A 12242-nucleotide genomic window follows, 5' to 3' on the forward strand; every position below is an offset into this window, starting at 1 on the left:
CAGCGAGGCTTGACCTGCGGGCCGGCACGTCGGTTCGAGTGAGCGGTCGTGTCTCCGCTGTCGCGGAGGCCGCACATGACCAGTGAGTCGGCGATGACGAGCCCATGATGGTGTCGTCGAAGTCAGGGAACTCCTGGGTGGCCAGTTCGATCACGGCCGTGGCGCTGTCTACAGCCAGTCGCGCTTCTTGAAGATGACGTACAGGCTGACGCAGACGACCGCCATCAGCAGGATTGCGAAGGGGTAGCCGCCCGCCCACTTCAGTTCCGGCATGACCTCGAAGTTCATGCCGTAGATGGTTCCCACGAGTGTGGGTGCGAAGAGGATGGCCGCCCAGGCCGAGATCTTCTTGATCTCCTCGTTCTGTTCGAAGCCCGCCTCCGCCAACGCCCGCATTTCTGCGTTCTGTTGTTGGGTGACCAGGGTCGCGTTGACCGTGAGGATGTCCGTGAGTGCCTGGCGGAAGCCGTCGACGCGCTCGCTGGTGTGGGTCACGTGGTCCGCGACGTCGCGGAGGTAGCGTTGGAGTTCCTCGTCCGTGCCGTATTTGGCGAAGCCGGCCATCAGGCCGTGGAGCATGCCCACCAGGGGGCGGGTGGCGCGTTGGAACTCGACCATTTCCCGGGAGAGTTCGTAGATGCGGCGGGAGACCGCCGGGTCGCCGCCGAAGACCTCCGTCTCGATCTCGTCGATGTCGTTCTGGACGCCCGCCACCACCGGGGCGTAGCCGTCGACCACCGCGTCCAGGATCGCGTAGAGGACCGCTTCCGGGCCCAGGGCGAGCAGTTCCGGGTCCTTCTCCATGCGGCGGCGGACCGTGGAGAGGTCCGGGGCGACGCCGTGGCGGACCGTGATCAGGAAGTCCGGGCCCACGAAGACGTGGAGTTCGCCGAAGTCGACCTCCTCCTGGGCGTCCAGGTAGCGGGCCGCCCGGAGGACCACGAAGAGGGTGTCGCCGTACCTTTCCAGCTTGGGGCGCTGATGGGCCTCCATCGCGTCCTCCACCGCCAGTTCGTGGAGGTCGAACTCGGCGGCCAGGGAGTGGAGTTCCTCCTCGGTCGGGCGCTGGAGGCCGATCCACGCCATGCCGTCCGGGTGCTCGCGCAACTGCCGGAAGGTCTCCGCGAGGGTGGCGGGGGAGGAGACGCGCCGGCCGTCGCGGTAGAGGCTCGCCTGGACGGCGCTCGGCCGCTCCGCCGGCGGTTCCGGGGAGGTGGTAGCGGGCGGCTCCGCCTGGGGGCGGCGCCACGCCGCGCGCGGGCGGCGGTCGGACATCTCGTACACCTCCTGGGTCTCCGGGAAGGATATATGGGGTGAATGGTCGCAGCGCGGTCTCATTCGTCGCGTCTCGCTGTCCGCCTGGCCTCTTCCTGGCCGCTTGCGGACCGTATCTGTCCGCAAGTCCTAGTAGCGTGCCTGACATGGCCCTCAAGACGACCCACGCCGTGCTCGGTCCCCGCGCCCTGAACCGTGCCACCCTCGACCGCCAGCTGCTCCTGCGGCTCTCCCCGATGGGCGTCGCCGAGGCCGTCGACCACCTCGTCGGCCTGCAGGCGCAGAACACCAAGCCCCCGTACTACGCCCTCGCCGCCCGCCTCGACGGCTTCCGTCCCGAGGACCTGTCCTCCCTCATGGAGTCCCGCCGGGTCGCGCGGATCGTCTCCATGCGGTCGACCGTGCACACCCACACCGCCCGTGACGCCGACGCCCTGCGCCGCCTCGTCCAGGCCGGGGCCGTCGACCGGGAGCTCAAGATGTTCCGCAAGGGGCTCGAAGGGGTCGACCTCGACCGGCTCACCGCGCTGGCGACCGAGTACGTCGAGGAGCAGCCCCGCACTCCGAAGGAGATGCGCGAGCGCCTCTCGCGCGAGTGGCCCGACGCCGACCCCCAATCGCTCGGCATCGCGGCCCGCTGCCTGCTCGTGATGGTGCAGGTCACCCCGCGCGGCCTCTGGGGCCGCAGCGGTCAGGTCGCGCTCACCACCACCGACGTCTGGTTCCCCGGCCAGGAGCGGGAGGCCGCCGACCTCGACGAGACCGTGCTCCGCTACCTCGGCGCCTTCGGGCCCGCGTCCGTCAAGGACATGCAGACCTGGTGCGGCCTCACCAAGCTCCGCCCCGCCTTCGAACGGCTGCGGCCCCGGCTCCTCGTCTTCCAGGACGAGCACGGCACCGAACTCTTCGACCTGCCCGACGCGCCCCGCCCGGACGAGGACACCCCGGTCCCGCCCCGCTTCCTGCCGGAGTTCGACAACCTCCTGCTGTCGCACGCCGACCGCAGCCGCGTCGTGCCCGCCGAACACCGGGGCCGCACCTGGACCGGCAACCAGGCCCACCGCGTCTTCCTCCTCGACGGCTTCCTCGCCGGGATCTGGAACCTCGACGAGGCGAAGGACCGCACGACGCTCACCATCGAACCCTTCGCCCACGTGACGCGCGCCCAGCGCGCCGCGCTCACCGCCGAGGCCGAACGGACCCTCCGGCTCATGACGCCTTCCGGCACCGCGTACGACATCGTGCTCAGCTGCCCGAGCTCCTGAGCTTCGTCACCGACCGCTTCGCCGAGGAAGGCCATCCGGTCGAAGCGTTCCCGGCCGCCCAGGACTTCGTCCGGGAATTCGGCGGGCTGCGGCTGGTGATTCCGGGAACGCCGCCGGACGCCGTCGGATTCACCCCGCACTGGATCTACGAGGAGAGCGGCGAGGACGTCGCCGAACTCGCCCAGAACGTCGGGAAGAAGCTTTTCCCCGTCGGGTACGAGACGTTCGACGGGGCCATGGTCCTCATCGATGAACCGGCCGCTTCTTCCTCATGCATCACACGGTGCCTATTTCCTGGGAGCGAACACGGACGAGGCCGTCAGCTGTCTGCTGCGCGGCCCCCAGCAGGAAGCACGGGACTACTTCGTCACCCCGGGAGGGGCGCCGATGACGACGCCATGATCGCCGTCCTCGGGACGGCGGGCCCGGGGCCCTGGCCCCTCTGCCCACGGAGCCCGTTTCGAGGTCGCACCGGCACGGAAGGCGCCCGGCTCCACGGGGAGACCGAACCCAGCGCCGGTCCCGCTACGGCAGTGCCCCCGCACGCCTGGCCGCCACGACCGCCTCCAGCCGGGTGTGGGCGCCCAGTTTGCGCATCGCCGAGCGGAGGTAGCCCTTCACCGTCTCCGGGCGCAGCCCGAGCCGTTCGGCCGCCGTCGCGTTCGTCGCGCCCGAGGCGACCGCCGCGAGGACGTCCGTCTCGCGCGGGGTCAGGGAGACGCCGGGGGCGACGGGGCCCGTGCCGGAGGCCGATTCGAGGCGGCCGCAGACGGCGAGGAGTCGCTCCCGGAGGGCCGGGTCGACGACCTTCGGGGCCAGTTCGCGCAGCTCCCCGTACGCCTGGCGCACCTCCTCCCAGGACGGCCCGGGAGGCGCGGGCGCGAGCAGTTGCCGTACCTCGTCGCGTACCGCGAGGGCCTGCTCCACGTCGCGGGCCGCCGCCATCGCCGCGTCGAAGACGCGCTCGCCGATCGGGAGGGACTCGCGCAGCGCCCCGTACAGCAGACCGCGCACCTTGCGGCGTACGACGACGGGGACCGCGATCACCGCGCGCAGGCCCTCCGCCGAGACGGGCACGTCGTACTCGTGGGTGATGTGCCGCGACGCCGGGTAGTCCGTGACCGCGCACGGCCGCGACAGCGCCAGGCACTTCCCGCCGAGCCCGGAGCCGGCCGAGATCGCCAGGCCGCTCAGCGCCGGCGTCACGGCCCCGCTCAGCTCGGCGATCCGCAGCGTGCGGCCCTCCTGGAGCAGCCCGCCGAAGACGACGGGCAGCCCGCTGGCGCGCCTGAAGCGCACCAGCGCCGTCCGCAACTCCACCGCTTCCGTCTTCTCGGGCACGGAACCACTCCTTCACCCCCGAACGGGGGTAGTGAGACCTGGGTCACTGATTACACGATGTCGGGGACGGGTCCCGCAACGAGGAGGACGCATGACGGCGACGAGCGCGACCAGCGCGACGGAGAGGTTCCGGGCCGCCCGGGACTTCCTGCTCCAGCATCGCGAGGACTACGAGACGGCCTACGAGGGCTTCGCATGGCCCCGGTCGGACCGGTTCAACTGGGCGCTCGAATGGTTCGACGTCATCGCCGAGGGGAACGAGCGGACCGCGCTCCACCTCGTCGAGGAGGACGGCACCGAGACCAAGGTGTCCTTCGCCGAGATGTCCGCCCGCTCGAACCGGGTCGCGAACTGGCTGCGCGCCCAGGGCGTGCGCGCCGGCGACCGGATCATCGTCATGCTGGGCAACCAGGTCGAGCTGTGGGAGACCGTGCTCGCCGCCATGAAACTGCGCGCCGTCGTCATCCCCGCCACCCCCCTCCTCGGCCCCGCCGATCTGCGCGACCGGGTCGAGCGGGGCCACGCACGCCATGTCGTCGTGCGCGCCGAGGACACCGCCAAGTTCGACGACGTCCCCGGGACGTACACCCGGATCTCGGTCGGCGGCGACGGGGTGAGCTGGCTGGGGTACGAGCACGCCTCCCGCGAGTCCGAGGTGTTCGAGCCCGACGGCGCCACCCTCGCCGACGACACCCTGATGCTGTACTTCACCTCCGGTACGACCGCCCGGCCCAAGCTGGTCGAGCAGACCCACACCTCCTACCCGGTGGGCCATCTGTCGACGATGTACTGGATCGGCCTCAAGCCCGGCGACGTGCACCTCAACATCTCCTCGCCGGGCTGGGCCAAGCACGCCTGGTCCAACCTCTTCGCCCCGTGGAACGCCGAGGCGACCGTCTTCATCCACAACTACACGCGCTTCGACCCGGCCCGGCTGATGAGCGAGATGGAGCGCAACGGCGTCACCAGCTTCTGCGCCCCGCCGACCGTGTGGCGCATGCTGATCCAGGCCGACCTCAGCCAGCTGAAGACCCCGCCGCGCGAGGTCGTCGCCGCCGGTGAACCGCTCAATCCCGAGGTCATCGAGTCGGTACGGCGCGCCTGGGGCGTCACCATCCGGGACGGCTTCGGCCAGACCGAGACGGCCGTCCAGGTCTCCAACAGCCCGGGTCAGCGGCTCAAGGAGGGCTCCATGGGGCGCCCGAGCCCCGGCTTCCGCGTCACCCTCGTCGACCCGGTGAGCGGTACGCCGGACGTGGCGGAGGGCGAGATCTGTCTCGACCTTTCCGTCAACCCGGTGGGCCTGATGACCGGCTACCACGGCGATCCGGAGCGTACGGCGGAGGCGATGGCCGGCGGCTACTACCGGACCGGTGACATCGGTTCCAGAGATGCCGAGGGGTACATCACCTACATCGGGCGCGCCGACGACGTCTTCAAGGCCTCCGACTACAAGATCAGCCCCTTCGAGCTGGAGAGCGCCCTCCTGGAGCACGAGGCCGTCGCCGAGGCGGCCGTCGTCCCCGCCCCCGACCCGCTGCGGCTCGCCGTCCCCAAGGCGTACGTCGTCCTCGCGGCCGGCTGGGAGCCCGACGCGGAGACCGCGAAGGCCCTCTTCGCCCACTCGCGCGCGGTCCTCGCCCCGTACAAGCGCATCCGGCGCATCGAGTTCGCCGAGCTGCCCAAGACCGTGTCCGGCAAGATCCGGCGGGTGGAACTGCGCCGCCTGACCGCCGAGGGCGGCGGCAGGGAATTCATGGAAGGGGACCTCGCATGACCACGTCCGGCACCGTCGCGCCCACCGAACTCTCCTACGCCCACGGGGTGTCGGAGACGCCACTCCTCGGCGACACCATAGGCGCCAACCTGGACCGGGCCGTCGCCGCCTGGCCCGACCGCGAGGCGCTCGTCGATGTGCCCACTGGACGCCGCTGGACGTACGCCCGATTCGGCGCGGACGTCGACCGGTTGGCCGGGGCACTGCTCGGCAGCGGGGTCCGCAAGGGCGACCGGGTCGGCATCTGGGCGGTCAACTGCGCCGAGTGGGTCCTCGTGCAGTACGCCACCGCCCGCATCGGCGCCGTCATGGTCAACATCAATCCCGCCTACCGCGCCCACGAGTTGGCGTACGTCCTCAACCAGGCCGGGATCACCCTGCTCTTCGCCTCACTCGCGCACAAGACGAGCGACTACCGGGCGATGGTCGATCAAGTACGGGGAGAATGCCCGGAGTTGCGGGAGGCCGTCTACTTCGGTGATCCGGGCTGGGACGCGTTCCTCGCCCGTACGGCCGGCGAGCTGCGCCCCGAACCGCTCTCCTGCGACGAGCCCGTCAACATCCAGTACACCTCGGGGACGACGGGCTTCCCCAAGGGGGCCACGCTCTCCCATCACAACATCCTCAACAACGGTTATTTCGTCGGCGAGATGATCGCGTACTCCGAGCAGGACCGGATCTGCATCCCGGTGCCCTTCTATCACTGCTTCGGCATGGTCATGGGGAATCTGGCCGCCACCTCGCACGGCGCCTGCATGGTGATCCCCGCCGCCTCCTTCGACCCGGCTGCCACGCTCCGGGCGGTGCAGGAGGAGCGCTGCACCTCGCTGTACGGGGTGCCGACGATGTTCATCGCCGAGCTGAACCTCCCGGACTTCGCCACGTACGACCTGTCGAGCCTGCGCACCGGCATCATGGCCGGCTCGCCGTGCCCGGTGGAGGTGATGAAGCGGGTCGTCGCCGAGATGAACATGGCTGAGGTGTCGATCTGTTACGGCATGACCGAGACCTCACCGGTCTCCACCCAGACCCGCCGGGACGACGATCTGGAGCGCCGCACGGGCACGGTCGGCCGGGTCATGCCGCACGTCGAGGTGAAGGTCGTCGACCCGGCGAACGGCCTCACCGTCGAACGCGGCACGGCGGGGGAGCTCTGCACTCGCGGCTACAGCGTGATGCTCGGTTACTGGGACGAGCCGGAGAAGACCGCCGAGGCGATCGACACGGGCCGCTGGATGCACACCGGCGACCTGGCGGTGATGCGGGACGACGGCTACGTCCAGATCGTCGGCCGCATCAAGGACATGATCATCCGGGGCGGCGAGAACGTGTACCCGCGCGAGATCGAGGAGTTCCTCTACGGATACGAGAAGATCGCCGACGTCCAGGTCGTGGGCGTGCCCGACGAACGCTACGGCGAGGAGATCCTGGCCTGCGTCATCCCCCGCGACCCGGCCGACCCGCCCACCCTGGAGGACATCACGACCTTCTGCCGCGACCGGCTCGCCCACTACAAGATCCCGCGCCGGGTGGAGATCCTCGCCGAGTTCCCGATGACGGTGAGCGGGAAGGTGCGGAAGGTGGAACTGCGGCAGCGGTACGGGGGCCAGTAGCCCGGGCCCGGGGGAGGGAGTGTCCCCCTACGGGGCGCCCACCTCCCGGCGCATGCACACCCGGGGCCAGACCGAGAGGCCGTGGGCCGCCTCCGCGTGGCTGATGGCGCGCAGGCCCTCCGTGAGCGCCGGGTCGGAGTCGGTGAGCGGGCGGAAGCCGAGCCGTGTGTAGTACGGGGCGTTCCACGGCACCTCGGTGAACGTCGTCAGGGTCAGCGCCGTCAGGCCCTGCTCCCTGGCGGCCGCCGCCAGATGCTCGATCAGCGCCCGGCCGACGCCCCGGCGCGCGGCGTCCGGATGGACCGACACCTGCTCGATGTGGGCGGAACCGTCGACCGTGTCGGTCAGCAGATACGCGACCGGGCGATCGTCGGCGTCCACCGCCACCCACGCCCGGCCCGCACAGCGGTAGGTCTCCAGGACGTCCAGGGGCAGCGGGTCGTCGTCGGCGATCGCCGCCATGCCGAGAGTGCGGAACGGCTCGCCCGCCGCCCGTTCGATGTCCTGGAGCAGCGGGAGTTCGGCCGGAGCGGCCGCTCTGATGCGCATACGACAGTATGGCGCGGCCTCACCCCGTGCCGTCGCCCGTCACGGGACCGCGCTCCTGCGGCGGCCGGTTCCGGTCCGCCTCTCCCGGCCGGTCCAGCAGCCCGCCGTCCCGCGAGAAGTGGGGCAGGAACAGGGCGAGCGCCGGATCGCCGTACAGCGCCACGTACAGCTGGACGAGCCACCCGTCCGTCACCTCACGCCGATGTGCTGGCAGCGGGTAACGCTCCCGCAGTCCGGAGAGGAGACGCCGAGCCGCTCGGGTGGCGGGCGGCAGCCGCAGCAGCACCACCGCCAGGAGGACGGGCAGGGTGCCCGCCGCGAGCGCCCCGGCCAGACCCGGGCCGGACGCCCCCGTCGCGTACGCCCCTACCGCCACCGTGAGCGGTACGCAGCCGAGCAGCGTCCTGGCCGCCCACAGGCGCCTCGGCGGCCGCAGCAGCCCCGCCCCGCGCAGCTCGCGGCGCAGCGCGTCCACCGCCTTCCGTGCCTCGGGGCGCACCACGAGATCCCGCAACGCGAACGCCCGGTGGAGCGCCCCGTGCACCCCCAGCTGTACGGGGTCCCGGGTGCGGCCGGGGCCGCCATTGGCCCGAATCGTATGTTTGCGGCCCGCCGCCACCGCCCCGCGCTGGTGCAGCGCCACCAGCGCCACGGTGACGGCCGCCCGCCGCCCGCCCCGCAGCAGCGCCAGCGCCTGCGGCGGCGGTACGTCGTCCGGGCGCGGCCCTTCGCTTTCCCGGCTGCGGGTTCGCAACAGCACGGCGGCGAGCAGCAGTTGCCCGCAGGCCGCTCCGATGAACCACCACATCCCCGTCGGCATGACGCCCACCCCCCGAGGGTGTTGTGCCCGGGAGAGCGTGATCGTCACGCGTGAATGGCCGGTTTCGGATGCCGAGGTGTTGTGAGCGATACGCCTCCGGGGCCGGCCGGGCTCCCGACGTGCCTCCGACGTGCCTCCGTGGTGCCTCAGGCGGCGCCCGAGGCCAGATCGTCGGCGGCGTTGTTCACCGGCTGCGGGGTGCCGGTCAGGTCGAGCACGAAGAGCGGGAGTCCGATCTCGGCGGCGCGCGAACGGGCCTCCGGGGTGTAGCCGGCGAGCGAGAAGAACACGCTCACGGAGGAGGTGCTCAGCCCGTTCAGCCACAGGCACTCGACGGCCCGCAGGCCGGTGGGCCGGGTGCTCGGGTCGACCTGTGCGACGAGCCCCGGCGCCCGCAGGTCCACCCCGGACGCGGGGCGCTCCTCGGGCTGGACGACGTCCCGGAACCCCAGCCAGCGCAGATACCCGGCCGCCGCGGCGACCGCGTCCCGCGCGGTCCGGATCGTCAGCGGCCGGAAGGCCCCGCGCACCGGAGCCGGGCGAGGCGCGGTGGGCGGCAGCGGTATGTGGGAGGGGTACCGCTCGGCGAACGTACGGGGCGCGCCCGGGCGGGGCGGGGTCGCCGGGCGACGGTGGGCGGCGGGCCTGGAACCGGGGCCTGGAGCGCTGGGCCCGTGCCCGGGAGTGCCAGGACCCTGGGCGCCGGGACTCGTACCCGCGGCGCCGGGGCCCGTCTCCGCGCCGCGCCCTGCGGTGGGGCCCGTACCGAACCACGCCGAGCCCGGTTCGACCGCCCGGGGATGTGCCGTACCGGTGGAGGTGTCCGCCCTGGGCGGCTGGGGTCCCCCCGCGGCGGCCGGTCCGGAGGGTGACGCCTGACCTGCGACGGAACTGCCGGTGGCGCCGGGGCCACCAGCGCTGCCGGTGCCGTCGGAGCCCGCGGCGCCGGCCTCACCTGCGACGCCCCTGCTCGTACCGGCTCCGCCGCCGCTCGCGCCGGGCCCGCCCGTGCCGGGTCCGCTCCCGTCTGGCCCGCCCGCGTCCGTTTCCGTACCCCTGCCCGTAGGCGTCCAGGCGGCACCCGCTTCCGGCCACGGCCCGGTGCTTGCGCCGGAGCCGCCGGCCGGGCCGCCCGTCCCGGGGGCGCGGAACGCCGGGTCGCCGGGACGGCCGGGGCCGTCCGGTGCCGCGTCCCGGCTCGGCCGGCCGGTTGCCGGAGCCGTACCGAAGCGTTCCGGCCGGTCGGTCGAACCCCTGGTCCCGTCGGCTCCCGAGACCCCCGCGTCCACCGGTCCCACCGGCACCCGCAGGACCGTTCCGCAGGTGCAGCCCAGTTCCGGGTGGGGCCAGTCGTCCTCGCGGCCGCAGGCACCGCAGCGGACGGTGACCCATTCGTCCGTCCAGTTCCGGTGCGTGATGGGTTCCGCCGTCGCGCCCGCCGTGACCGGTGGCGCGACCGGGCTTCCGCACGCGCAGGGGAAGACGGGTGCCGCGTATGCCTGAGTGCGCAGGCATTCCGGGCAGCGCACCGGTACCGACTCGCCCACAACCAACCCCCTGTCGTTCCGTCCCATCGTCCACCCATCGGACGCCTCGGGGGGAGGTGTTCGGCCACTTCCGTGATCCCGCCGCTCGGACTTCTCTTGACGGTTCTCCGGAGCCCGACCTACATTGCTTCCGTATAGCAGAACAGTATTTCCGCATTACGGAAACAAGCCGCCCCGGGGCCCCGAGCCGACCGGTGGGCTTGGATCCGCCCGGCCGAAGCAGGAGCACTCCCATGCCTCGTATGACCGCCGCCGCAGCGGCCGTTGAGATCCTCAAGCGCGAAGGCGTCACCACCGCGTTCGGCGTGCCCGGCGCGGCGATCAACCCCTTCTACCGCGAGCTCAAGAACGTCGGCGGCATCGGCCACACGCTGGCCCGCCACGTCGAGGGCGCGTCCCACATGGCCGAGGGCTACACCCGTGCCAAGGCCGGCAACATCGGTGTCTGCATCGGTACGTCCGGCCCCGCCGGTACCGACATGATCACCGGCCTGTACTCGGCGATCGCCGACTCGATCCCGATCCTGTGCATCACCGGCCAGGCGCCGACCTCGAAGCTCCACAAGGAGGACTTCCAGGCCGTCGACATCGCCAGCATCGCCAAGCCGGTCACCAAGGCCGCGACGACCGTCCTGGAGGCCGCTCAGGTCCCCGGCGTCTTCCAGCAGGCCTTCCACCTGATGCGCTCCGGCCGTCCCGGCCCGGTCCTCATCGACCTGCCGATGGACGTCCAGCTGACCGAGATCGAGTTCGACCCGGAGACGTACGAGCCGCTGCCGGTCTACAAGCCGTCCGCGACCCGCGCCCAGGCGGAGAAGGCGCTGTCCTTCCTCCTGGAGTCCGAGCGCCCGCTGATCGTCGCCGGCGGCGGCATCATCAACGCCGACGCCACCGACCTCCTCGTCGAGTTCGCCGAGCTGATCAACGTCCCGGTCATCTCCACCCTCATGGGCTGGGGCACCATCCCGGACGACCACGAGCTCGCCGCCGGCATGGTCGGCGTCCAGACCGCGCACCGCTACGGCAACGCGACCTTCCTGGAGTCGGACTTCGTCCTCGGCATCGGCAACCGCTGGGCCAACCGTCACACCGGTTACAACATGGACGCCTACACCAAGGGCCGGAAGTTCGTCCACGTCGACATCGAGCCCACCCAGATCGGCAGGATCTTCGCCCCTGACTACGGCATCGCCTCCGACGCCAAGGCCGCCCTGGAGCTCTTCGTCGAGATCGCCAAGGAGTGGAAGGCCGCGGGCAAACTGCCCGACTTCTCCGCCTGGGCCGCCTCCGCGCAGGAGCGCAAGGCCACCCTCCAGCGCCGCACGAACTTCGACAACATCCCGATCAAGCCGCAGCGCGTCTACGAGGAGATGAACAAGGCCTTCGGCCCGGAGACCCGCTACGTCACCACCATCGGCCTCTCCCAGATCGCCGCGGCGCAGTTCCTGCACGTCTACAAGCCGCGCCACTGGATCAACTGCGGCCAGGCCGGCCCGCTCGGCTGGACCATCCCGGCCGCCATCGGCGCCGCCACCGCGGACCCGGAGACCCCGGTCGTCGCCCTCTCCGGCGACTACGACTTCCAGTTCATGATCGAGGAGCTGGCGGTCGCCGCCCAGCACAAGGTCCCCTACGTCCACGTCCTCGTGAACAACGCCTACCTCGGTCTGATCCGTCAGGCGCAGGGCAACCTGGGCATCAACTTCGAGGTCAACCTCGAGTTCGAGAACATCAACACCCCGGAGATCGGTGTCTACGGCGTCGACCACGTCAAGGTCGCCGAGGGCCTGGGCGTCAAGGCGATCCGCGTCACCGACCCCGACAAGCTGGGCGAGGCGCTCGAGGAGGCCAAGAAGCTGGCCGTCGAGCACCAGGTCCCGGTCGTCGTCGAGGCCATCCTGGAGCGCATCACCAACATCGCGATGAGCAAGACGGTCGACATGAGCGATGTCACCGAGTTCGAGGAGCTGGCCACCGAGCCCGGCCACGCGCCGACCGCGATCAAGGCCCTCAAGGTCTGATCGCCCCCCTCGTCAGAGGGACCGACCCCCGCCC

9 protein-coding genes and 3 pseudogenes are annotated in these 12242 nt (G+C 71.4%); 6 read left to right on the forward strand and 6 right to left on the reverse strand.

Features of this window, described 5'->3' with window-relative positions:
* The first annotated feature begins 107 nt into the window (after window positions 1-107).
* Window positions 108-191, forward strand: a complete 84-nt coding sequence (locus OG514_RS39470) for a KxYKxGKxW signal peptide domain-containing protein (RefSeq protein WP_353962709.1) — start codon at window positions 108-110, stop codon at window positions 189-191.
* On the opposite strand, the gene OG514_RS24655 is transcribed toward OG514_RS39470, so the two are convergent.
* Window positions 169-1275 carry a magnesium and cobalt transport protein CorA gene (locus OG514_RS24655; RefSeq protein ID WP_266898307.1) on the reverse strand — a complete coding sequence of 369 codons (1107 nt, stop codon included), beginning with the start codon at window positions 1273-1275 and terminating at the stop codon, window positions 169-171. The two genes, OG514_RS39470 and OG514_RS24655, sit on opposite strands and share 23 nt — an antisense overlap.
* Before the next feature lie 146 nt (window positions 1276-1421).
* Here OG514_RS24655 and OG514_RS24660 point away from each other — a divergent pair, with 146 nt between their 5' ends.
* Window positions 1422-2540 (forward strand): winged helix DNA-binding domain-containing protein, encoded by a 1119-nt coding sequence (locus tag OG514_RS24660; RefSeq protein WP_266898309.1) that lies wholly within the window; start codon window positions 1422-1424, stop codon window positions 2538-2540.
* Window positions 2537-2734 (forward strand): annotated as a pseudogene (locus tag OG514_RS24665) (SUKH-3 domain-containing protein); the annotation flags it as partial. The gene OG514_RS24660 and the pseudogene OG514_RS24665, both read left to right, overlap by 4 nt.
* A 331-nt stretch (window positions 2735-3065) precedes the next feature.
* On the opposite strand, the gene OG514_RS24670 reads toward OG514_RS24665, so the two are convergent.
* A complete protein-coding gene (locus OG514_RS24670; protein ID WP_266898311.1) occupies window positions 3066-3881 on the reverse strand; it encodes a response regulator transcription factor in 816 nt (271 codons plus the stop codon).
* Between the two features lie 91 nt (window positions 3882-3972).
* Here OG514_RS24670 and OG514_RS24675 point away from each other — a divergent pair, with 91 nt between their 5' ends.
* Both OG514_RS24675 and OG514_RS24680 read left to right on the forward strand, forming a co-directional pair.
* Window positions 3973-5658: an AMP-binding protein gene (locus OG514_RS24675; protein ID WP_266898313.1), complete on the forward strand. Its 1686-nt coding sequence runs from the start codon at window positions 3973-3975 to the stop codon at window positions 5656-5658.
* Window positions 5655-7271, forward strand: a complete 1617-nt coding sequence (locus OG514_RS24680; RefSeq protein ID WP_266898315.1) for an AMP-binding protein — start codon at window positions 5655-5657, stop codon at window positions 7269-7271. Before OG514_RS24675 ends, OG514_RS24680 begins: the two co-directional genes overlap by 4 nt.
* A 27-nt stretch (window positions 7272-7298) precedes the next feature.
* Here the strand turns inward: OG514_RS24680 and OG514_RS24685 are convergent, their stop codons facing one another.
* From OG514_RS24685 to OG514_RS24700, 4 genes and pseudogenes are all read right to left on the reverse strand, one after another.
* Window positions 7299-7820 (reverse strand): GNAT family N-acetyltransferase, encoded by a 522-nt coding sequence (locus OG514_RS24685; RefSeq protein WP_266898317.1) that lies wholly within the window; start codon window positions 7818-7820, stop codon window positions 7299-7301.
* A gap of 19 nt (window positions 7821-7839) precedes the next feature.
* Window positions 7840-8640, reverse strand: a complete 801-nt coding sequence (locus OG514_RS24690) for a TIGR04222 domain-containing membrane protein (protein ID WP_266898319.1) — start codon at window positions 8638-8640, stop codon at window positions 7840-7842.
* A 146-nt stretch (window positions 8641-8786) separates the two neighbouring features.
* Window positions 8787-9176: pseudogene (locus OG514_RS24695) on the reverse strand (hypothetical protein); the annotation flags it as partial.
* Window positions 9177-9926: 750 nt separating this feature from the next.
* Window positions 9927-10214 (reverse strand): annotated as a pseudogene (locus OG514_RS24700) (hypothetical protein); the annotation flags it as partial.
* Window positions 10215-10429: 215 nt separating this feature from the next.
* On the opposite strand from OG514_RS24700, the gene gcl reads away from it, so the two are divergent.
* Window positions 10430-12208, forward strand: coding sequence for a glyoxylate carboligase (gene gcl / locus OG514_RS24705; protein ID WP_266900948.1), 1779 nt, complete (start codon window positions 10430-10432; stop codon window positions 12206-12208).
* Window positions 12209-12242 lie beyond the last annotated feature (34 nt).

Origin of the sequence: Streptomyces sp. NBC_00572 (genome assembly GCF_026341815.1) — a bacterium.
Taxonomy (GTDB): domain Bacteria; phylum Actinomycetota; class Actinomycetes; order Streptomycetales; family Streptomycetaceae; genus Streptomyces.